The 20,614-nt window shown below is 64.0% G+C and carries 20 protein-coding genes; 6 read left to right on the top strand and 14 right to left on the bottom strand.

All coding sequences use genetic code 11. The features are described from left to right. Positions 1-1,199, top strand: a 1,199-nt coding sequence (locus tag ACM42_RS16705; protein ID WP_271528974.1) for an OmpA family protein, incomplete at its 5' end; no start/stop codon positions are given. Positions 1,200-1,259: 60 nt separating this feature from the next. Here the strand turns inward: ACM42_RS16705 and ACM42_RS16700 are convergent. Continuing rightward, positions 1,260-2,216 (bottom strand): homocysteine S-methyltransferase family protein, encoded by a 957-nt coding sequence (locus tag ACM42_RS16700; protein ID WP_271528973.1) that lies wholly within the window; start codon positions 2,214-2,216, stop codon positions 1,260-1,262. Positions 2,217-2,448: 232 nt separating this feature from the next. Here ACM42_RS16700 and ACM42_RS16695 point away from each other — a divergent pair, with 232 nt between their 5' ends. After that, positions 2,449-3,069, top strand: coding sequence for a TetR/AcrR family transcriptional regulator (locus tag ACM42_RS16695; RefSeq protein ID WP_271528972.1), 621 nt, complete (start codon positions 2,449-2,451; stop codon positions 3,067-3,069). A gap of 91 nt (positions 3,070-3,160) precedes the next feature. On the opposite strand, the gene ACM42_RS16690 is transcribed toward ACM42_RS16695, so the two are convergent. From ACM42_RS16690 to ACM42_RS16645, 10 genes are all read right to left on the bottom strand, one after another. Further along, complete coding sequence (locus ACM42_RS16690) at positions 3,161-4,918, bottom strand: alkaline phosphatase (RefSeq protein ID WP_271528970.1); 1,758 nt, start codon at positions 4,916-4,918, stop codon at positions 3,161-3,163. A 118-nt stretch (positions 4,919-5,036) separates the two neighbouring features. After that, positions 5,037-6,374: an argininosuccinate synthase gene (gene argG, locus ACM42_RS16685; protein ID WP_131874242.1), complete on the bottom strand. Its 1,338-nt coding sequence runs from the start codon at positions 6,372-6,374 to the stop codon at positions 5,037-5,039. Positions 6,375-6,467: 93 nt separating this feature from the next. Then, complete coding sequence (locus ACM42_RS16680; RefSeq protein WP_271528967.1) at positions 6,468-7,244, bottom strand: phosphatase PAP2 family protein; 777 nt, start codon at positions 7,242-7,244, stop codon at positions 6,468-6,470. A 758-nt stretch (positions 7,245-8,002) separates the two neighbouring features. Then, entirely contained in the window at positions 8,003-8,668 is a 666-nt protein-coding gene (locus tag ACM42_RS16675; RefSeq protein ID WP_271528966.1) for a hypothetical protein, read from the bottom strand. Positions 8,669-8,731: 63 nt separating this feature from the next. Continuing rightward, entirely contained in the window at positions 8,732-9,220 is a 489-nt protein-coding gene (locus ACM42_RS16670) for a hypothetical protein (RefSeq protein ID WP_271528965.1), read from the bottom strand. 53 nt (positions 9,221-9,273) lie between these two features. Beyond that, positions 9,274-9,810, bottom strand: a complete 537-nt coding sequence (locus tag ACM42_RS16665; protein ID WP_271528963.1) for a hypothetical protein — start codon at positions 9,808-9,810, stop codon at positions 9,274-9,276. A 194-nt stretch (positions 9,811-10,004) separates the two neighbouring features. Then, a complete protein-coding gene (locus ACM42_RS16660) occupies positions 10,005-10,499 on the bottom strand; it encodes a hypothetical protein (RefSeq protein WP_271528962.1) in 495 nt (164 codons plus the stop codon). Positions 10,500-10,596: 97 nt separating this feature from the next. Next, positions 10,597-11,799 carry a 23S rRNA (adenine(2503)-C(2))-methyltransferase RlmN gene (gene rlmN / locus ACM42_RS16655; protein WP_271528961.1) on the bottom strand — a complete coding sequence of 401 codons (1,203 nt, stop codon included), beginning with the start codon at positions 11,797-11,799 and terminating at the stop codon, positions 10,597-10,599. Positions 11,800-11,987: 188 nt separating this feature from the next. Next, the gene (locus ACM42_RS16650) at positions 11,988-12,665 is read right to left on the bottom strand and encodes an invasion associated locus B family protein (RefSeq protein ID WP_271528960.1); all 678 of its coding nucleotides are present in this window, start codon (positions 12,663-12,665) and stop codon (positions 11,988-11,990) included. 117 nt (positions 12,666-12,782) lie between these two features. After that, complete coding sequence (locus tag ACM42_RS16645) at positions 12,783-13,622, bottom strand: SDR family oxidoreductase (protein WP_271528958.1); 840 nt, start codon at positions 13,620-13,622, stop codon at positions 12,783-12,785. Between the two features lie 196 nt (positions 13,623-13,818). Between ACM42_RS16645 and ACM42_RS16640 the strand changes: the two genes are divergently transcribed. Beyond that, positions 13,819-14,793 (top strand): NADPH:quinone oxidoreductase family protein, encoded by a 975-nt coding sequence (locus tag ACM42_RS16640; RefSeq protein ID WP_271528957.1) that lies wholly within the window; start codon positions 13,819-13,821, stop codon positions 14,791-14,793. Between the two features lie 238 nt (positions 14,794-15,031). Here the strand turns inward: ACM42_RS16640 and ACM42_RS16635 are convergent, their stop codons facing one another. After that, on the bottom strand, positions 15,032-15,421 hold the full coding sequence (locus ACM42_RS16635) for a YkvA family protein (protein ID WP_271528956.1): 390 nt from the start codon (positions 15,419-15,421) through the stop codon (positions 15,032-15,034). Positions 15,422-15,521: 100 nt separating this feature from the next. Next, positions 15,522-15,812: a 4a-hydroxytetrahydrobiopterin dehydratase gene (locus ACM42_RS16630; RefSeq protein ID WP_271528955.1), complete on the bottom strand. Its 291-nt coding sequence runs from the start codon at positions 15,810-15,812 to the stop codon at positions 15,522-15,524. A gap of 153 nt (positions 15,813-15,965) precedes the next feature. Between ACM42_RS16630 and ACM42_RS16625 the strand changes: the two genes are divergently transcribed. Both ACM42_RS16625 and ACM42_RS16620 read left to right on the top strand, forming a co-directional pair. Beyond that, complete coding sequence (locus ACM42_RS16625; RefSeq protein ID WP_271528954.1) at positions 15,966-17,411, top strand: TAXI family TRAP transporter solute-binding subunit; 1,446 nt, start codon at positions 15,966-15,968, stop codon at positions 17,409-17,411. A gap of 186 nt (positions 17,412-17,597) precedes the next feature. Then, complete coding sequence (locus ACM42_RS16620; protein WP_271528953.1) at positions 17,598-19,139, top strand: alkaline phosphatase D family protein; 1,542 nt, start codon at positions 17,598-17,600, stop codon at positions 19,137-19,139. A gap of 78 nt (positions 19,140-19,217) precedes the next feature. Here ACM42_RS16620 and ACM42_RS16615 read toward each other — a convergent pair whose 3' ends face one another. Then, positions 19,218-19,601, bottom strand: coding sequence for a response regulator (locus ACM42_RS16615; RefSeq protein WP_271528952.1), 384 nt, complete (start codon positions 19,599-19,601; stop codon positions 19,218-19,220). A 179-nt stretch (positions 19,602-19,780) separates the two neighbouring features. On the opposite strand from ACM42_RS16615, the gene ACM42_RS16610 reads away from it, so the two are divergent. Next, entirely contained in the window at positions 19,781-20,545 is a 765-nt protein-coding gene (locus tag ACM42_RS16610; protein WP_028180009.1) for a Crp/Fnr family transcriptional regulator, read from the top strand. The last annotated feature ends 69 nt before the right edge of the window (positions 20,546-20,614 follow it).

The following is a 20,614-nucleotide window of genomic DNA, read 5'->3' as shown; positions in this document are numbered from 1 at the left end:
AAGGTGGTACGCCGCCCGCGTCACCGCAGGCTGGCGCTCCGGCCCGCCCACCGGCGCCTCCGGCCGGCGCTGCGGCGCCAACGGTCGTTCCCGGCACGCCGGCCGCAGCGCCGCCGCCGAACCGGGCGCAATACGCCCCGCCCACGGTGACGCCGGCCTTCCGGGCCGCTCCCACGGTTGCAGCACCGCTGCCGCCTCCGCCGCGTCCGCCGCAGCGTGACCTGACGCCGCTCGCAGTTGGTGCGGGCGTGGTGGCCGGCGCCGTGATCGGTGCCACCATCGCCGATCTCCATAACCAGCGCCGCGAGACCGTCGAAGGCGGCCGCACCGTCTACACCGAGCCGGACCGCATCATCGTCCGCGATCCGGGCGGACAGGCCTATGTCCGCGGCAACGATCTCTATCGCTTCCGCTATGGCGCCCGCGACATCCGCACCGACACCGTCGGCGGCGAAACCCGCACCGTCGTGATCCGTCCCGACGGCAGCGAGATCATCACCGTGGTAGGCACCGACGGCCGGCTGATGCGGCGCATCCGAAGAGACCCCGCTGGGCGCGAGGTCATCATCATCGACAACACCTATCGCGATCCGCGGTCGGTCGGTGGCTTCTATGTCGACCTGCCGCCGCCGGTCGTCAACATGCCTTATGATCGCTACATCGTCGATGCCGAGGATGCCTCGCCGGACCTGATCTACGAGACCATGGAGGCACCGCCGGTGCAGCGGATCGATCGGCGCTACTCGCTCGACGAAATCCGCTACAGCCCCAATGTTCGCATGCAGATGCCGAGCATCGACGTCAACACGATCAACTTCGAGACGGGATCGTGGACCATCCCGCCGGACCAGGCGGCCCGGCTGCAGGCGATCGCCGACGGCCTCAACCGTGCGATCCAGCGCAACCCGCGCGAGGTGTTCCTGATCGAGGGGCACACCGACGCGGTCGGCAACGAGGTCGACAATCTGTCATTGTCGGACCGTCGTGCGCAGTCCGCGGCTGAATTGCTGACGCAGCAGTTCGGTGTCCCGGCGGAGAACCTGACGTCGCAAGGCTACGGCGAGCAGTATCTGAAGGAGCAGACGCAAGGACCGAGCGTGATCAACCGGCGCGTCACGGTCCGCCGCATCACGCCGCTGCTCAACGGCGGCCAGGCCTCGCTGCCGCCGCCCCCGCCCGGCACTGCGCCGCCGCGCTGAGGCACAAGCCACAAACGCAAATGGCCGGGAGCGATCCCGGCCATTTCATTTTGCAATGTATCACGCACTCATCGCTTCTGGCGGCAGGCAGGCCTCGCAAACGGCCGCGACGTGCCGGTGATCGGTGCCGCAACAGCCGCCGAGAAGCCGCATTTGCGGAAACGCGCGCCTGAGCGAGAGGTAACGGCGGCCGAGATCGACGGGATCGCCGCTGTCGAGCGTCTCCGACTCGTCGAGCTCGGCATGACTCTTGGTCGACGCGTTGGCCCTGATGCCGTGGATGCGCTGGACCCACGGTTCGCCGGCCGCAAGTGCGCTGTCAAAATGGGTCGGATGCGCGCAGTTGATCAGGAAATACTCGCATGCGCGCTCCGTTGCGTCGTCAACCGATTCGATCGCCTCGCGCAACGACTCGCCCCTGACGAGGCGGCCATCGGTCTCGACCGTGAAGGAGATCGCGACCGGAATGTCCTGCGTCCTGGCTGCACGCACCACGCCGACGGCTTCCTTGATGCTGTTCAGCGTGAATGCAGTTACCATGTCGGCGCCCGCCTCGGCGAAGGCTGCGATCTGGGCCGAGTGGTAGACCTCCGCCTCGGCCGCGTCCATGTTGCCGGCCTTGTAGCCGTCGCCACGCGGACCGATCGCACCGTTGATCACGCATGGCGTGCGAGGCGATTCCCATGTGCCGCGCAATTCGTCGAGAAAGCGAATGGCGCCCATGTTGACGGCCTCGAGCCCGGCCGCATCGTAGCCGAGCTTGCCGCCCCAATCAGGGTTGGCGCGCCAAGTCGGACTGTCGAGCACAAAGCCGAGTCCATGCTGTCGCGCGATGCGAAGATAGGCTTCGTAGTACCGCTTCAGATGCGCGCGACCATCCGCGCTGTCCAGCAGCACGAATGCGGCGAAGTGCGGCAGCTCCAGCCCGTGGTGAAAGATCAGGGTGGTTTCCATGCCGCCATCCGTCAGGAAAATGCCGCCGCGGTGCTGCGGCAGGGCGTGTCTGTACCTGGCCATTGATCGCTCCATCATTCGCACGGACCGCTTCCTTCGTTCGGTCGCGTCATGCCCGCCTTCGGTCTCGGAGCAAGTGGTGCCGCATAATGTCGCGCCGCTCTAGAGGCCTGATGGTGCGGCTGAACTTCCTCCCGCAAACAGATACAAATCAAAGACTTGCGTGAGGCGCTCGGCCCGGCACGCTTGCCCACGCGGCAAATTCCGCACCGTTGGTACGGTTTTGGAGGCATCGATGGGAAAAGGCGAAGCGACGCGCGAGCGCATTCTCGAGATCGCGGAAGCGGCGGTGCTCGCGAAGGGCTTCGGAGCGACCTCGATCGACGAGGTCATCGCCGAGGCCGGACTGACCAAGAGCGGATTCTTCTATCACTTCAGGGACAAGAACGCGCTCGCGCGGGAGATGCTGCGCCGCTATGTGGAGACGAACGATCGCCTGTTCGAGGAGATCTTCCAGCGAGGGCGTGAGCTCTCGGACGATCCGCTGCAATCATTCCTGATCTCGCTGAAGCTGCTGGCCGAGGTCATGGCCGATCTGCCCAACGGCCATCCCGGGTGCCTGATCGCCAGCATCTGCTATCAGGAGCGCCTGTTCGACCGCGAGGTTCGCGACCTGACCGCGCAATCGGTCCGGGCCTGGAATGCGCACTTCCGCGAGATTTTCGACGGCATCGCCGCAGTCTATCCACCCCGCGAGCCGGTGGACCTCGACGATCTCGCAGAGATGATCTCGTGCGTGGTCGACGGCGCGATCATCATGTCGAAGACACTCAACGATCCGAAGCGGCTGGAGCGGCAGATCCTGCTCTTCCGCAGCTGCGTGAAGCTGGTCTTCGCGCCACCCCCCTCATCGTGAAATGCATGTGACGTGAGCGAGGCAAGGCCGGACCGCCTTGCTGCGCCCGTTTGCGGGAGGAGTGCAATCGTGCGCGGTCCGAACCTCTGCATCATTGCCCCGCAGCCAATCCCAACGCGTCGGCCATGACACGGAACACTTCGGTATTGTCCATCGAGCCGTGCACGCGCTCGCTGCCCGGACCGGCCGCGGTCAGGATGACGTCCTCGCCCGAATGCACGCTGGCGCCGATCATCGCCGAGAGATTGCCGGGGCGCAGCACCGCGCCCGGGACGTCCTTGTATTTGTCGTTGGCCTTGAAGGTCCCGTCGGCGGCGGCCTTGACGGTCGGCTCGTTGGGGCTGTCGAGCTTCGGGCGGAACGTCTCGTAGTGATCCGGCAGGCTCGCCGAGAAGATGGCGAGCCGCCGGCTCACGTCGATGCGTGCCGGATAACCTTCCGCATCCGGGGCCGGATAGTTGGGAAATCCGGCCTGCGCATAGACTCCGACGCGCTCGCGCAAGGGAACGTTGGGCACGGTGCCCATGTCGTCATTCACCGTGCCGACAAGGCTGTTGGGATGATTGTGGTCCGCCAGCACCAGGATGAGGGTGTCGTCGCCGCGCGCCCGCGCCCATTCGCGCGTCTGGCGCACCGCGTTGTCGAGCATGATCGTATCGTAGACGGCGCGCTCCATGTCGAGAGCATGCGCATATTTGTCGATCAGTCCGGACTCGACCATCAGGAAAAAGCCGGCCTCGTTCTTTGAGAGGATGTTCAGCGCTGCCTGCACCTGCTCGGTCAGGTCGGGTTGCTCAGGGAATTTCTTGACGCCGCCGCCCTTCAGGAATTTGCGGTCGAGCACACCGTCCATGTTGCCGGTGGCGAACAGGCCGAGCAGCCTAGCCGTCTCGGGCTTTGCCGAGAGAGCGCCGAGCTCGCTCGCGGTGGTCGCGACCTGATAGCCTGCATCGCGAAACTTGGCGATGTAGTCGGTCTCGTCCTTGCGTTTCGAGCCGGCGGCCGATCTCGGCAGAAAATTCGCGCTGCCGCCGCCCATCAGGACGTCCGGCTTCGCCGCAAAGAACTGCTCGACGATCTCGTCATAGGCGGCACGGCGGCGCGTGTGCGCAACCATTGCCGCCGGGGTCGCGTCTTCGATCTCGGTATTGGTGACGACGCCGATCGCCATGCCGTGCCGCCTCCTGGCAAGGCTGGTGATGGTCTCGACCCGGGGATCGTCGAACGCGCTCGCGCTGCGATCCGCATAGACCCCCAAGGCGTTGACGGCGCTCTTGTGGCCGGTCGCATAGGCGCTGGCCGCGTTCGCGGAATCGGTGATGATCGAATCCGACCCGGCGGTTGCCACCAGCGCCATGTGAGGCATGTCGTCGATGGCGAGCTTGCCGCGGCTCTTGCCCTCCGAAATCCCCTTGGACAGGATTCGGGCTGCGACCCGATGCGCAGGCGACATCCCGTCGCCGACGAACAGGATGACGTTCTTCGCCTTGCGCGGACCCGTGTCGTAGACCGTCCACGTGACGCTGCGCTGGCCCATGCCGTCGCTCACGTCCACGACGACGCTGCCCGGCCTGGCCAGCGTGACGTCGCGCAGGATCAGGGCCGACTGCTCCTTGCCGTCCTCGCGGTCGATGAAGGTCCCGGCACGGCCGAACGCGGTCGCGTAATCCGCACCGTTCACCGTCACCTTCAACCTGGCGGGATCGACCGGCCCGGGAAGCTCGACCTTGAAGTCGAATTTGGCTCCGGCCAGGATCTCGGCACGATCGATCGGATAGATCGTCTGCGCCGACAGTGACGATGTCCAACAGAGGACGATGAGAGAGGCGAGTGCCGATCCCCTGACCATGCTCGATGCTCCGCAATCCGGTTTCCGACAGGAACAGGAAGCGTAGCGATCGAGAATGACGCCGTCATTAAATTCGCAGCCCGAATCGGGCAAAGCGCAATCCGGGCTGGCGGAAGGCCTAGCCCTTGTCGCTCTCCAGGCGGAAGATCTGCGAGCCTTCGCTGCCCGAGAGCAGGCCGGTGTCGCTGTAGAGCTTCAGCTTGGTGCGGGTGTCGGCGATGTCGAGGTTGCGCATGGTGAGCTGCCCGATGCGGTCGGCCGGCGTGAATGCGGCGTCCTCCACCTTCTCCATGCTGAGCCGCTCCGGCGCATAGGTGAGGTTGGGGCTCTCGGTGTTGAGGATCGAATAGTCGTTGCCGCGGCGCAGCTCGAGCGTGACTTCGCCGGTGACGGCGCGCGCGACCCAGCGCTGCGCGGTCTCGCGCAGCATCAGGGCCTGCGAGTCGAACCAGCGGCCCTGATAGAGCAGCCGGCCGAGGCGCATGCCGCTGATGCGGTACTGCTCGATAGTGTCCTCGTTGTGGATGCCGGTGACGAGGCGCTCGTAGGCAATGTGGAGGAGCGCCATGCCGGGCGCCTCGTAGATGCCGCGGCTCTTGGCCTCGATGATGCGGTTCTCGATCTGGTCACTCATGCCGAGTCCGTGGCGGCCGCCGATGGCGTTGGCTTCGAGGAATAGCGCGACGGGATCGGAGAAGGTCTGGCCGTTCAGCGCCGTGGGCTGGCCTTCCTCGAAACGCACCACGACCTTCTCGGCCTTGACGGCGCAGTCGTCGCGCCAGAACGGCACGCCCATGATGGGGTTGACGATCTTGATGCCGCTGTCGAGGCTCTCGAGATCCTTGGCCTCGTGGGTGGCGCCGAGCAGATTGCTGTCGGTCGAATACGCCTTCTCGGCGCTCATCTTGTAGGCAAAGCCCTGGGCGGTCATGAACGCCGACATCTCGGCGCGGCCGCCGAGCTCGTCGATGAACTGCTGGTCGAGCCAGGGCTTGTAGATTTTCAGGCCGGGATTGGTGAGCAGGCCGTAGCGGTAGAAGCGCTCGATGTCGTTGCCCTTGAAAGTCGAACCGTCGCCCCAGATGTTGACGCCGTCCTCCTTCATCGCCGCGACCAGCATCGTGCCGGTCACCGCGCGCCCCAGAGGCGTGGTGTTGAAATAGGTGATGCCGCCGGTGGAGATGTGGAAGGCGCCGGACTGGATCGCGGCGATGCCCTCATGGACCAGCTGCGTGCGGCAATCGACCAGGCGCGCCTTCTCGGCACCGAACTCCATCGCCTTGCGCGGGATCTCGTTGTAGTCGGCCTCGTCCGGCTGGCCGAGATTGGCGGTGTAGGCGTAGCAGCGCGCGCCCTTCTGCTTCATCCAGAGCAGCGCCGCGCTGGTGTCGAGGCCGCCCGAAAACGCGATGCCGACTTTCTCGCCCTTGGGCAGGCTTTTCAGGATCGTGGTCATGGGGCTTCCAATCGGGTCTCAAGGGCTGGTGAAGGTGCGAACTCGACCGCGCGAATATCAAATTTCGCAGGGCTCGGCACCCATTATAATCGCTTAAACCGACGGCTCGGGACCGGTCTTGCGGCCGAACAGGCGCTGGCGGAGCCGGTAGCCGGGCATGCTCAGCCGGGTCAGGGCCCCATCGACCGCCTCGTCCGAAAACCGCGTCCGCGGCCAGCGGTAGATCAGCGCGTAAGCGAACCAGATCACGACGAAGGTGACGAGGCCGGCGATGGAAACGTCGGTGAAGAAGTGGCCGCCGAAGGCCATGCGCAGCCCGCTGGTCAAGGCGCCGAACACCACGGCGGCGGCATAGGCGAGCGGCCGCCACGCCGGCGGGGCCAGCGCGGCCGGCGCCAGCGTCCAGAAGGCCGTCGCCCCTTCGCCGGAGAAGAACGAGCAGTTGCGCCCGCAGCCGCCCCGCGGATCCCACCACGGCACGAACTGCTGATCGCCGGCAAACTCGGTCACCACCACCGGACGCGGACGGCCCCAATAGGTCTTGAACGTCAGGTTGGTCAGAATGCCGGCCGACATGGTCAGCGTCACCAGCAGGAAGATGACGGTGCGCCCCGGCACCATTAGCGGCCGGTCGGGCCGGACCATCTTGACCACGAGCGTGACGATCGACGGCAGCGCGAACGCCCAGGCGATCCACATCGCCGCGTCACGCGCGAAGCCGGCCCAGCCGTTCAGCTTGAGCGGGAATGTCTTGGTCGCGGGGTCGAAGAACAGCGCGGCGAGCTTGAGATCGAGCTCGGGATAGAGGCCGAAGACGACGCCGATCACGAGCCACAGCGCCAGGGCGATGAAAAGTCCAGTCCGGTTCATGGCGCGCGGTTTAGCGGAGTGGTGCGGAGATGAAAACCCTTGCCGTCATTCCGGGATGGTCCGAAGGACCAGACCACAGGTGCGGAATTGCGCACCGGGGAATCTGGAGACTCCAGGCTCGATGCTTCGTATCGCCTCCAAGCGAAGTGTGACACTCACCTACAGGAAAAGCTTCAGCAAAATCAACACCTAGCTCTGTCACGCCGTCGTCCTCACTGTCACACGGTGCGATGAGTGACACTTTTTTGTTCTCGTTCCCTTCGCTCGGCCTCGATCATGGCGCCTAATCGTTGCTGCGCTTCACTAGTCGCGAAGTGTTGCTCGCAAGCGAGCTTGGCCGCTCCGAGTGAGCGTGCATCCTCAGTGATTGGGACAGCCTCCAACAAGCTCGTACCGTCCCACATGACGGCACAACAGTGGCTGGGAATAATCCTATTGGGAAATGGGATTAGTCAACTGCCGCAGATGCGGCAGTTGACTCCCGAGAAATGCGAACCATGATTGCTGCCGCAGAGTAAGCTAGATAGCACCCTTCGACCACTCGACCTCAATGGCATAATCCGATTCAGCGGTCTTTGCGCGATAGATCGGCAACGCTCTGGATCGACGCGAAACAATTTCCTTCAATCTCTCCACATGGTCGGGCGGACAGCGCGGACCAACAATAACCGACGCAAGCTCTCGCGGATCAAAGATAACTTCAGCTTGGTCATCTATTAGGCGCTCCTCTTCCTCATAGCTCCATTCAATCGACTTCGTCAGGTAAGCTCTACGAAGAAACGAGAGATGCTGTTGTGTTGTCTCTGCTTGCGGAGGGGGGGGGCGAAACGATCAAGTAATTCGCTTAGAAGAATGATAGGTCGTTGTCGCTCGTATTTGACCGGTCGCACTTCACTAATCGGACTTATCGTCGGTCCCCTTGCGACGAAATGATAAGCGATACCCCGATAGGAATCAGCATAGTGCGCCCATAGAAGCTGCGACGAGATACGGCGGCAGAAAGATGCAATGAATCTCTTCTTGTTTGCTCGTTTGGTGTCTTCTTCAACAACCTGCCGCACCAACAGCTCCATCTGAGCTTTCGTGAGCGTTCCGTTAGGGCCGCGAATCTGGCTGGTCGACTTAACGACATTTCCCTGATCATCTTTGATCGTGGCGCGTCGCAATAGCTCTTCAATGGGGACATCGTTGACGTAGCACGGGTCGCTATCGAACGGATCGTTGAATCTATCCGGCGTCGCGAGCCTTAGTCTGCTTTCAAGAACTGTGTTCTCAAGAAATTGCCAAGATTCCGGTGACCGCATGCTGACGTAGCGAAACAGTGACGCTCTGGGCGACGGGAACATGCCGGTCTGCGTTGCTGCGAAGAAAGCTGCTTCACGGATGCTGCTCAGATCCTTATCGTCCGGCTTCTCTTCGGCCATTTGTCCATTCACTTCCTATTATCCCATGGAGTAACGCGAGCAGGATCTTGATCTTGGAGCTGTTCATTCATCACCAAAAAGGAAATCATGCACCACAATCGCCTCTTCTACTAGATACAGGCCACGGCGCAGCGATTTCCACGCAAGGCGGTGTGCGCCGACTCCTGCCAATCTTCGCAGGAGTGCGTCATTGGCCAGCATTTCGTGCGCAATGTAGTTGCGTCGCTCCTTTAGCTCTTCCATCAACTGGATGAAGTCTTGCCGCAACCCGCGCTCGCCCAACTCTTTTACCACGCGCCCGAGCGTCCAGCGTTCGATCCTCTCTTCGTCATAGCCATACATGCTCGTCAGGAGGTTTTTCAGTCCTAGTTCGACAAGTTGGGCCTTGCCCATGAACATGGCAAAGCTCTCCAGAAAGCTGAGCCTGTCAATTCTACGAAGTCGCCGCGCAACAATCGCATGAACCTGCTTCCCGCTGAGCGATTGCCTATTGCCCCGTTTGATCTTTAAGGGCTCATCTATCGACTTCTCGAATTGCTTGCTGTCGTTCAACGTGCGGGCCTGTGAGTTGTCGTGAACCCATGAGCAGTCGCGTCGCCCTAGCGTTATAAGGCGAACCATCTGAATGCCGCCGAGCCCCATCTTGCGAAGTCGATCAACGACAGCTCGGCGCGCCAGTCATTGCGCCCCTTGCTTCCGTACAGGTAGAGCTGCGGCAGGTAGTAAGCGCCTTCCTCATCCGGATTGATGGCGGCATCCGGAATCACGACATCGAACCGGATGTCAGTTGCATGAATGATCTTGTTGCAGGCCTCGCGAAGCGTAAGTACCTCGACCTTTTTCGGATCGGTTGCCCAGTTTGGAAACAGCTTTCCGCAATCTGCTTTCTGCTCGTCTGTTGGACCTTGCGATTGATCAAAACGGATGCGCAGTCCAGCCGCGCAAGAGATCAAAATCCGCGTCACCTCAGTCTTGAAGAAGCCTCCCTGCATCATGGCGATGGTGGATGAGGTGAGGCCATGCCTCGCCACGATGCGGGACGCCGAGACCATACAAATTAGCCGGTAAAGGTCGAGGACGAACGGTCCTCGCTCAATCGCGTGGCCTTGCTTTGCTCCGGGCAGATACGGTCGTTCTTCCATGGGGCCATCATAGGCGATTCGTGCGGGTCTCGCGGATCGATCCCCGCCAGCGCCGACCGATCAGGCCCGAGCCGCTGGCCTAAACGTGTGACACTCCCTTGCGGAATTCAGCGAGACGACTGCGCCGGATGTGACAGTGCTAAGTTGCTGAAATCGCTCAATTGCGTTAGATCGCCCCGGAACGACAGCGCAAATCACCGCGCATCCGGCCGCGACTGTGATGGCAGCGGCGGAGGCGGACGGCGCGCGGGCGGCGGATTGCGCCAGGCGCCGGCGTTGCGGCCGGCGATCAGCCAGTAGACCACGCCGGCAACGATGCCGGCGCCGGTCATGATCTCCAGGTGACGGCGCACGATGCCCTCGAACTGGAAGGTGTCAGCGTGGAAGGGAACGAGACCGAGATAGCAGGCGAGCCCCACGACGCCGCCGCCGACGGCGTAGGCGAGCGCGCTGCGGATGTAGAGCGCCTCGGTGATCGCGACGATCACCGCCGCCGGCACCAACGCAAAGCCGGAGACGAAAATGAAGCCGAAGCCGAGCAGGATGTCGATCGTGCCCTGATCGACGGGACCGGCGCCGAGATCGGCGAATTCCGGAAACAGCAGCGCGACGACGACGATCATGCCGCCGACGAAGCAGGCGGCGAGGAAGCCGATGAAGATGACGACGAGGCGGCCGATCAGGGACATGACGCAAACGAATTGGTGACTGGCAGAGTCGCCAGGCCCCTGGTCGTCATGCCCGGGCTTGACCCGGCCACGACGCGCGTGGAGACAGTCGCCATTCTCAATCCGTCATCGCCATGGCGCGGAGCGCCTGACGTTCGCGAGCGCTGAGCTTTTCGGTCTCGGACTTGAGCTGGCCGCAGGCGGCGAGGATGTCGCGGCCCCGCGGGGTGCGCACCGGCGAGGAATAGCCGGCGTTGAAGATGTATTCGGAGAATTTCTCGATCTGGTCCCAGTCCGAGCATTCATAGGCGGTGCCGGGCCAGGGATTGAACGGGATCAGGTTGATCTTGGCGTGAATGCCCTTGAGCATCTTCACCAGCAGCTTGGCATCGTCGAGCGAATCGTTGACGCCCTTGAGCATCACATATTCGAAGGTGATGCGGCGCGCGTTCGAGGCGCCGGGATAGTCGCGGCAGGCCTGCAAGAGCTCCTTGATCGGATATTTGCGGTTGAGCGGCACCAGCTCGTTGCGCAGCTCGTCGCGCACCGCATGCAGCGAGATCGCGAGCATGACGCCGATCTCCTCGCCGGCGCGCACGATGTTCGGCACCACGCCGGAGGTGGACAGGGTGATGCGGCGACGGGAGATGCCGATGCCTTCGTTGTCGCCGACGATCAGCAGCGCATCGCGCACCGCATCGAAATTGTAGAGCGGCTCGCCCATGCCCATCATCACGATGTTGGTGACGCGGCGCGTGCCGTCCTCGCGATCGGCCCAGTCGTTCAGGCGATCGCGCGCGACCATCACCTGTCCGACGATCTCGCCGGCGGTGAGATTGCGCACCAGGCGCTGCGTGCCGGTGTGGCAGAAGGAACAGTTCAGCGTGCAGCCGACCTGCGAGGAGACGCACAGCGTGCCGCGGTCGGTCTCGGGGATGTAGACGCATTCGACTTCATGCGCCTTCTGGACATTGTCGCCGCTCGGCAGCCGCAGCAGCCATTTGCGGGTGCCATCGTTGGAGATTTGCTCGGCCACGACCTCGGGCCGGTCGACCGTGAAATGCTGTGCGAGATCGGCGCGAATGCCTTTGGAGATCGAGGTCATCTCCTCGAAGCTCTGGGCGCCGCGGAAATAGATCCAGTGCCACAGCTGCTGCACGCGCATCTTGCGCTGGGCCGGAGCGACGCCGATCTCGCCGAGGCGATCGGCAAGCTCGGTGCGCGACAGGCCGATCAGCGACGGTTTTGCCGGCGGCACATAGGTTTCGAGCGGAGTCTTCTCCACCAGGGTTGCGTTGTGCGGCTCGGTCGTGGGTTGCATCGAAAGGACCTGGGATTACTGCTGTTTGAATTCGTCATGCCCGGGCTTGACCCGGGCATCCACGTCTTTCGTCAATCGCGGTTGCGCGTGGATGGCCGGGTCAAGCCCGGCCATGACGACCGAAATTGTGGAACCGCCTCTATATAGCAATCGGAACTGCCGATTGCGACCGTGGCCGTTGCCTAGCCTTACCGCTTGCAGTCCTGGGCGATCTTGTCGAGCGCCTGGGCGAGGCCCTTCAGCGAGAAGGTGTCGGTCGTCTCCGTGCCCTTGGCCGAGACGCCCTTGACCACGAGGTCGGCGGATTTGCGCATGGCTTCGACCATCCGCTCCTCCTCGGCCGCGTTCTTGATCCAGAGGCCGTCTCCCTGCGTGTACATCGCGAAGGAGGCGCCGCCGACCTCGACGGTCGATTCCGAGCCCGGCTTCAGCGCGTAGCCGATCATGACCGAGACTTCGTTGTTGACCTTCTCCGCCGGCCGGGTCGAGACGAACGCATAGGCGGGATCACGCGGCCGATTCGGCGGATTGGTCTTCGACGACGAAGGCTTGGCCAGCGCGAAGCAGACCTTCTTGCCATTGGGCGTCGCCGCATAGGCCCCCCAGGTGCCGAACTGCCCGATCAAGGTCGGCTCAGCGCCACCCGCAACCGCCGCGGGCGAGGCCGCCGGTTTGCTCTCGGGCTTCGAAGCCCCCTTTGCGGTCGTATGGGCCGGCGACGCCGCCGGCTTCGGGGTCGCCTCTTTTGGAGCAGACTCTTTTGGAGCAGACTTGGGCGCAGGTTGCGCCGTCTGCGCCCGCGCGGAATCGGCGATTCCCCCGGCCATGACGCCAGTCATCAAAGCTAAAATCAGCACCCGCCACATGCTCGGAGTGGTTCCCTCAATATTGTGACTGGAAGATGGCCCGACTGCGCTTTGTCCCCGGGCAGGGATAGCCGGGAAAGTCCAATTTGGGAAGGCAGTTAGCTGTATCGGCTGCGGCTAGGCCCTGGATCGCGCGGCGCGTTGCTCGGCCCATTGCGCCTCGGTCCAGCCAAGCAAATCCTCGGCGCCGGAACTGCGCAAATGCGCGCCGCCGTCGATCGCCACCATCTCGCCATTGATGTAGCCGGCACGGTCGGAGACCAGGAAGCTGGCGAGATCGGCAAGCTCGCTATGCTCGCCGGTCCGCCCCAGCGGGTTGCGCGCGGTCCAGCCTTCGTCGCGGCCCTCGGGGCGGAGCTGCCCGGACGCCCCGGCGGTCGGAAACGGACCGGGCGCGATCGCGACGGTGCGGATGCCCTTCGGGCCCCACTCCACCGCAAGGCTCTTGGTCATCGCCAGCAGGGCGGACTTCGCCATCGCCGACGGAACCGTGAAGGCGCGGCCGGTGATGGTGGAGGTCGAGAGGATCGACAGCACGACGCCGCCATGCTTGCCCGCGATCCAGCGCCGGCCGGCGGCGAGCGTGCAATACATCGCGCCATGCAGCGTCGGCGCCAGGATCGCATCCGCGGCGCGGAAGGAGAGATGCTCGCTCTGTGCGATGAAGGTCGCGGCGGCATTGTTGACGAGGATGTCGAGCGGCGCCTCGCGCCAGATCTGATCCATCATGCTGTCGACGGCCGCGCCGTCGCGAATATCGCAGGTGATCGTCGTGACCTTGCCACCCGTCTGCTCGCGCATCTCGCGCGCCGTTGCTTCCAGCCGGTCGAGCTTGCGGCCGCAAATCACGATCTCTGCACCGAGCGCGAGGAAGCGACGGCCCATCGCCGCGCCAAGACCCGAGCCACCGCCGGTGACGAGGATGCGCTTGTTCTTGAGCAGGCCCGTTTCAAACATCGTTTGAATCCTCGCTGTTGCCACACACTCAGTCATTGCGAGCCACCGGGTCCGCGCGCAGCGCGGCCCCGGTGGCTCGCAATGGCGAGGATAGGCCGAACATTGCGTCCAGCAAAGAATCCGGATTGTCGGGCCGCACTAAATCCGGCAGAAACGGGCCAACTATAATTCCACTCGAAACGCCTCAGGTGCTGCCATGAAAGCCATCCTCTGCTCGCAATATTGCCAGCCCGACGATCTCGTTCTGGCCGAGGTGCCGGATCCGGTGGCGGGTCCCGGCGAAGCCGTGATCGCGATCAAGGCGGCGGCGCTGAACTTCTTCGACATCCTGATGATTCAGGGCAAGTACCAGATCAAGCCGCCGTTCCCGTTCTCGCCGGCTGCGGAGGTCGCCGGCGTGATCGAGAGCGTCGGCCCGGGCGTGACCGATCTGAAAGTCGGCGACCGCGTCGTCGCCTCCTGCGGCCACAACGGCGCGCGCGAGAAGATCGCGCTGCCTGCGGCATCGATCGTGAAGATCCCCGACAATCTCGACTACGACCGCGCGGCCGGCATCATCATCATCTACGGCACCGCGCTGCATGCGCTGGAAGATCGCGCGAGCCCGAAGCCCGGCGAGACGCTCGCGGTGCTCGGCGCGGCCGGCGGCACCGGCCTCGCCGCCTGCGAGCTCGGCAAGCTGATGGGCCTGAAGGTGATCGCCTGCGCCTCGTCGGACGAGAAGCTGGAATTCGCGAAAGCGCATGGTGCCGAGCTGACGCTGAACTACGCCAAGGAAGATCTGAAGGAAGGCCTGCGCAAGCTCACCGGCGGCAAGGGCGTCGACATCATCTTCGATCCGGTCGGCGGCGCCTATGCGGAGCAGGCGCTGCGCTCGATCGCATGGGAAGGCCGCTTCCTCGTCATCGGCTTTGCCGCCGGCGACATCCCCAAGATGCCGCTGAACCTCGCGCTGCTGAAAGGCTGCGACATCCGCGGCGTGTTCTGGGGCGCCTGGACCCGACTCAACCCGGCCAAGAACCGCGCCAATCTGGAAAAGCTCGTGAAGTGGACGGCGGAGGGCAAGATCTCATCGCATGTCGATCGCATCTTCCCGCTGGCCCAGACCGCGGACGCGCTGAAGGTGCTCGCGGGACGTCAGGCGATGGGCAAGGTGATCCTGCATCCGTGAGGATGTTGTGGCGGAAGCGCGTTTGTCGCGACCTGCACGCCACACACTCACTGTCATCGCCCGCGAAGGCGGGCGATCCAGTACTCCGTGACGTCAGTGACTGAACCGAGAGGCCGCGGCGTGCTGGATTCCCGCTTGCCGCCTTCGCTAAAGCTTCGGCGCCCCTGGACCTCAACCCCGGCGAAGCCTTGGCGTAGCCGGGTCGCGGGGAATGACTGCGCGCTCGCGGTGAGCGCGCCTAAGCTTCCGCTTCTTCTTCCGCCTCCTCCACCCCGCGCTTCAGCGCGGCACGGGCGGCCTCGCGATGCTCGTTCGTGATGTGGCTGGCGACCATGCGGATGGCAGTGGCGAGCACAGCGGCGTCATCGGCGAAGCCGAGGATCGGCATCACGTCCGCGACGAAGTCGAGCGGCAGGATGAAGTAGGCGATCGCCCCGAGCAACGAGGCCTGGACGTGGCGCGGCGTCTGCCGGTCGAACGCGCAGTAATAGGCGGCAAGCAGGTCTTCCGCGAACGGCAGGTGCGCGGCGACACGCTTCAGCTTGCGCCAGAAGCGACGGCGCACGCTTTCGCGATCTTCCGCGAGCCGATCGGCCGGCTCGAAGCCGACGCTATGCTCGGCAGCCATGCTCAAAAACTCCCCGTTCTGCCGGAGGCGGAGGGTCGTCCCGTCCCGGCTGATCACAAGATGGGGATGCGGCCGATCCCTGCAAGACGTCAGCTCGATGTCAGCCTGCGATGGTATTCATCGCCTTGGCCAGCGCGATGTCGCGCGTGGTGACGCCGCCGGCGTCGTGGGTCGACAGCACCACCTCCACCGTCTTGTAGACGTTGCGCCATTCGGGGTGGTGATCCATCTTCTCGGCGACCAGCGCGGCGCGGGTCATGAAGCCGAACGCCTCGTTGAAATCCCTGAAGACGAAAGTTTTCCCGATGGCGTCGCGGCCCTGGGCCTCGGTCCAGCCCGGTAGTCCGCCCAGCGCCTGCCTGCGCTCGTCCGCCGAGAGCCGTTCTACCATGGTCATCTCCGTCCTTTTTGGGGAACTTTACTCTAACACCGCGCCGGCGCCCGGGTTCATACGGGATTTCCTGCGTCCGCTAACCATGACGGAGATGTAACCCCTCCGGACAAGGAAATTTGCTACAATTGCAACGGTAGATCGCCGGCCAAGATGAAACTGAGCCTGAAGCGCCTGTTTGGGAGATCGATGACCGGGGGATTGGACCTGGCCGAAGCGCCCCCTCCGCCTTCGCCGCGATCGGCGGCGCGGAAGACGGCGCTCGTGTCTCTGGCGCTCGTGCTTGCGATCGTCGGCGCGCTCGCCGGCGGCTATTACTTCGCGATGCGTCCGGTGACGCTCAAGATCGCGGTCGGCCCAGCCAACAGCGATGACATCAAGGTCGTGCAGGCGCTGACGCAGGCCTTCACCCAGACCAAGGGTCAGGTACGGCTGCGCCCGTTCCAGACCGACGGCGCCACGGCCAGCGCCGACGCGCTCGCGGAAGGCAAGGTCGATCTCGCCATCGTGCGCGGCGACGTCGACGTGCCCAAGAACGCGCAGGCGGTCGCGACCCTGCGCAAGAACGTCGTGGTGCTGTGGTCCGTGCCGGCCAAAGGCAAGAAGCGGGGCCCGAAGATCACCAGGATCGCACAGCTCGCCGGCCATCGCGTCGGCGTCGTCGGCCGCACCCAGGCCAACGTCAATCTGCTCAAGGTGATCCTCCAGCAGTACGGCATCGATCCCGCCAAGGTCGAGATCGTGCAATTCCCGGCGAACGAAGCCGCCGAGGCGATCAAGGCGCAGAAGGCCGACGTCTATCTCGCGGCCGGCCCCGTCAACAGCAAGATCACGTCGGATGCGATCGCCGCCTCCACCAAGGATTTCGGCGCGCCCACCTTCCTCGCGATCGATTCGGCGGATGCGATCGCGCAGAACCATCCGGTCTACGAAGCGTCCGAGATCCCCGCCGGCACCTATGGTGGCTCGCCTGCTCGCCCGGAGGACGAGGTGAAGACCATCAGCTTTTCGCACCACATCGTGGCGCGGAAAGGCGTGGCCGAAACCACCATTGCGGCGTTCACGCGCCAGCTCTTCGCCGTGCGCCAGCAACTGGTCACGGAATTCCCGCTCGCGGCGAAGATCGAAACGCCTGATACCGACAAGGATGCGGTGATCCCGGTGCATCCAGGTGCGGCCGCCTTCGTCGACGGCGAGGAAAAGACCTTCCTCGACAAATACAGCGATTACATCTGGTGGAGCCTGATGGCGCTTTCCGCCATGGGCTCGATCGGCGCCTGGTTCGCCGGGTACCTGAAGAAGGACGAGCGCGACAGCAACAATCATCAGCGCGAGCGCCTGCTCGACATGATCGCCGCTGCGCGCAAATGCGAGACGGCCGAAGAGCTCGACCAGATGCAGACCGAGGCTGACGACATCCTGCGCGATACGCTGCGCTGCTACGATCACGGCGCGATCGAGGAAGGCGCGCTCACCGCCTTCAACATCGCACTCGACCAGTTCCACTCTGCGGTCGCCGACCGCAAGGCGTTGCTGATGAGCTTGCCGCAGAACCTGCAGCGCGCCGGCGCGCAGTTCAGGGCCGCCGGCAACGCGTAGGCGCTTGCCTGCGTAATGGCTGCGTCACATTGTCTCGATATAGCTCCCACTGTCATTCCGGGATGGTCCGAAGGACCAGACCACAGGTGCGCAATTGCGCACCGGGGAATCTCGAGATTCCGGATTCGCGCTTCGCGCGCTCCGGAATGACAGCGCGAGATGCGCGCAACACAGCGAGCCATCTTCATGAACATCAAATTCTCCCGCCGCCGCTTCCTCGCCACCAGCGCCGGTGCGCTCGGCACGACGGCAATGCCGTATCTCTCGCGCGCGGCCGATCGTCCGGCGGTCACTCATGGCGTGCAGTCTGGCGACGTCACGGTCGATGGCGGTGTGGTGTGGGCGCGTACCGACCGGCCGGCACAGATGCTGGTCGAGGTGGCGACGACTGATACGTTCAGGGATGCCCGTGCGCTGCCGCCGATCGCGGCGCTGCCCGAGAGCGACTTCACGGCAAAAATGCTGCTGGAGAATTTGCCGGGCGGCCAGGACATCTTTTACCGCGTCCGCTTCCGCGATCTCTCCCACAGCGCGGTCGAGGGCGAGCCGGTGGTCGGCCGCTTCCGCACCGCGCCGGCCGACCGCCGCGACGTCAGCTTCGTCTGGGGTGGCGACGTCGCCGGCCAGGGCTGGGGCATCAATCCCGATGACGGCGGCATGTTCACCTTTTCGGCGATGCGCAAGCACCGGCCGGATTTCTTCCTGCATTCCGGCGACACGATCTATGCCGACGGTCCCATCCAGTCCGAGGTGAAGCTCCCCGATGACAAGGTCTGGAGGAACGTCACGATCCCGGAGAAGGCCAAGGTCGCGGAGACGCTGGACGAGTACCGCGCCGCGCACAAATACAATCTCACCGACGAGAACCTCCGAGCCTTCAATGCCGAAGTGCCGATCTTCGTGCAGTGGGACGACCACGAGGTGACCAACAACTGGTCGCTGTCGAAGGAGTTGCCGGCCGCCTACAAGGTGCGGGACATCTCGCTGCTCGCGGCCCGCGCGGGGCGCGCCTTCCACGAGATGTACCCGATGCGGGAAAGCATTGTGGAGCCCGGCCGGGTCTATCGCCAGATCGCCTACGGCCCGCATCTCGACGTGTTCGTGCTCGACGAGCGCAGCTATCGTGGCCCGAACGGGCCCAATCTCGAGACCGCTTACGGCCCCGCCAGCTACTTCCTCGGGCCGGACCAGATCGCCTGGCTCAAGCGCGGCCTCTTGAATTCGCGCGCGACATGGAAAGTGATCGCGTCCGACATGCCGATCAGCCTGATTGTCTCGGACACGCCGAAGGGTGGCTCGGAGGCCATTGCGCAGGGCGACGGTCCGGTGCGTGGCCGCGAGTTCGAGATCGCCGACATCCTCCGCTTCATCAAGATGGCGCCGATCACCAACACGGTATGGCTGACCGCGGACGTGCATTACGCCGCCGCGCATTATTACGATCCGAACAAGGCGCAATTCCAGGAGTTCGAGCCGTTCTGGGAATTCGTGTCGGGTCCGCTGCACGCCGGTACGTTCGGTCCGAACGCGCTCGACAACACCTTTGGCCCCGAGGTTCGCTTCATCAAGGCACCGGGCAAGGAGAGCCAGAACCTGCCGCCGTCAGCGGGCATGCAGTTCTTCGGTCACGTCAAGATCGACGGCGCCTCGGGCCAAATGACGGTGACCCTGCGCGACCGCGCCGACGTGGCGCTGTGGTCGACCACGCTCGACCCGAAGCAAAGCTGATGGTTAAGTCAGGATGGATTTGGTTGAAGCAATGCGCGCTCAGGGCTCGGTTCACCTCGAAACTTAATTCACCGCACTTTAGCCCACGGCGCGTAGCTTAAGCGCCGCTTCCAGCGCATCGCTCGAACACGGTTTCTGCAGCCGCGGCCGGCCCGCCAATGCGGGCGGAATGCGCGCCTCGGCGCCATAGCCGGTGACGAAAACGAACGGAACCTTCAGCGCGGTCAGCCGCTCGGCGATCGCAAAGCTGGTCTCGCGGATCAGCTCGACATCGAGCAGCGCGAAGTCGGGCGTGCGCTTCGCAATGGCGTCCAGCGCCAGCGTCACCGAACCGACGGTCCGCACGCCGGTCACGCCAAATCCGAGCAGACGGTCCTCGAAATCGATTGCGATGATCGGATCGTCCTCGACGATCAGAACATCGGCCGGCCAGCCTGAGCCGTTGGAAAGTGCGGGTGCCATGATCGCATCTTGCGTTGGGGTTTTAGGATCAGGACTGCCGCGACACGATGCCTGCGCGTAGCGCATCGGAGGGTTCCCGGAACGAAACTCACCACATCATCGTTGTTCAGTCTGTCCACTTGTGCACACAGGGGATGCACGGAACTCGCTAAGGTGGGAGGACGGACGGGAGTTTCACGATGGATGCGCGTATCGGCAAGGTCACCGAGGTCGAGAGCCGGCCGGCCAACAATCTGCTGCGGCGCTTGAGCCAGGCCGACTACGGGCTGCTTGCGCCGCACGTGACTGTCGAAGACTCCGCAGCGGGCCAATTGCTCTACAATCCCGGCGATGACGTGCAGGTCGTCCACTTCCCCTGCGGGCCGTCGCTCGCGACCTTCCTCGTCCCCAACGAGGACGGCCGCGACGTCGAAACCATTCTGGTCGGCCGCGAAGGCGCGGTGGGCGGCATCGTCAGCGAGGGATTCCTGCCGGCCTATACCCGGATCTGCGTGAAATTCGGCGGACCGTTTGCGCGCGTTCACGTTGCCAAGCTGGAAGCGGCCAAGCTGCGCTCGGCGTCGCTGCGCAACATCTTTGCCCGCTATGCCGATTGCATGCTGGCCCAGATCTTCCAGTCGACCGCCTGCAACGCGATCCATTCGATTGAACAGCGTACCGCCAAATGGATTTTGGCGGCGATGGAGCGGACCGGTGACGAGACCAGTGTGCCGCTGACCCACGAACAGCTCGCGACGCTGCTCGGGGTCGGGCGCAGCTATGCCAGCCGCGTGCTTCAGTCATTCAAGGCGGAGCGGATACTCGACACAAGGCGCGGTTCGATCCTGGTTCTCAGCCGCGATGGCCTGAAGCTGCGCGCCTGCCTGTGCAATGATGCCGTGAAGATGCATTTCGAGGAGGTGCTGCGCGGCGTCTATCCAACCGAGGAGCGGGAGGCCGGATAGCGACCGGGTCTCTTTCCTTCTCCCCCCGCAAAGGAGAGAGCACGAAAATGCGCGGCGCGCTGTTTGGAG

The sequence above is a fragment of the Bradyrhizobium sp. CCBAU 25338 genome, from assembly GCF_028128965.1.
GTDB classification, from domain to species: Bacteria; Pseudomonadota; Alphaproteobacteria; order Rhizobiales; family Xanthobacteraceae; genus Bradyrhizobium; species Bradyrhizobium liaoningense.
This window is presented reverse-complemented; position numbering and strand designations above follow the sequence as displayed.

What these genes read in the sequence shown, in the direction of transcription:
- ACM42_RS16700 (WP_271528973.1), bottom strand. Translation starts at nt 2,216, where the DNA reads ATGGCCAGGTACAGACACGCCCTGCCGCAGCACCGCGGCGGCATTTTC.
- ACM42_RS16695 (WP_271528972.1), top strand. Translation starts at nt 2,449, where the DNA reads ATGGGAAAAGGCGAAGCGACGCGCGAGCGCATTCTCGAGATCGCGGAA.
- ACM42_RS16690 (WP_271528970.1), bottom strand. Translation starts at nt 4,918, where the DNA reads ATGGTCAGGGGATCGGCACTCGCCTCTCTCATCGTCCTCTGTTGGACA.
- argG (WP_131874242.1), bottom strand. Translation starts at nt 6,374, where the DNA reads ATGACCACGATCCTGAAAAGCCTGCCCAAGGGCGAGAAAGTCGGCATC.
- ACM42_RS16680 (WP_271528967.1), bottom strand. Translation starts at nt 7,244, where the DNA reads ATGAACCGGACTGGACTTTTCATCGCCCTGGCGCTGTGGCTCGTGATC.
- ACM42_RS16675 (WP_271528966.1), bottom strand. Translation starts at nt 8,668, where the DNA reads ATGGCCGAAGAGAAGCCGGACGATAAGGATCTGAGCAGCATCCGTGAA.
- ACM42_RS16665 (WP_271528963.1), bottom strand. Translation starts at nt 9,810, where the DNA reads ATGGAAGAACGACCGTATCTGCCCGGAGCAAAGCAAGGCCACGCGATT.
- ACM42_RS16660 (WP_271528962.1), bottom strand. Translation starts at nt 10,499, where the DNA reads ATGTCCCTGATCGGCCGCCTCGTCGTCATCTTCATCGGCTTCCTCGCC.
- rlmN (WP_271528961.1), bottom strand. Translation starts at nt 11,799, where the DNA reads ATGCAACCCACGACCGAGCCGCACAACGCAACCCTGGTGGAGAAGACT.
- ACM42_RS16650 (WP_271528960.1), bottom strand. Translation starts at nt 12,665, where the DNA reads ATGTGGCGGGTGCTGATTTTAGCTTTGATGACTGGCGTCATGGCCGGG.
- ACM42_RS16645 (WP_271528958.1), bottom strand. Translation starts at nt 13,622, where the DNA reads ATGTTTGAAACGGGCCTGCTCAAGAACAAGCGCATCCTCGTCACCGGC.
- ACM42_RS16640 (WP_271528957.1), top strand. Translation starts at nt 13,819, where the DNA reads ATGAAAGCCATCCTCTGCTCGCAATATTGCCAGCCCGACGATCTCGTT.
- ACM42_RS16635 (WP_271528956.1), bottom strand. Translation starts at nt 15,421, where the DNA reads ATGGCTGCCGAGCATAGCGTCGGCTTCGAGCCGGCCGATCGGCTCGCG.
- ACM42_RS16630 (WP_271528955.1), bottom strand. Translation starts at nt 15,812, where the DNA reads ATGGTAGAACGGCTCTCGGCGGACGAGCGCAGGCAGGCGCTGGGCGGA.
- ACM42_RS16625 (WP_271528954.1), top strand. Translation starts at nt 15,966, where the DNA reads ATGAAACTGAGCCTGAAGCGCCTGTTTGGGAGATCGATGACCGGGGGA.
- ACM42_RS16620 (WP_271528953.1), top strand. Translation starts at nt 17,598, where the DNA reads ATGAACATCAAATTCTCCCGCCGCCGCTTCCTCGCCACCAGCGCCGGT.
- ACM42_RS16615 (WP_271528952.1), bottom strand. Translation starts at nt 19,601, where the DNA reads ATGGCACCCGCACTTTCCAACGGCTCAGGCTGGCCGGCCGATGTTCTG.
- ACM42_RS16610 (WP_028180009.1), top strand. Translation starts at nt 19,781, where the DNA reads ATGGATGCGCGTATCGGCAAGGTCACCGAGGTCGAGAGCCGGCCGGCC.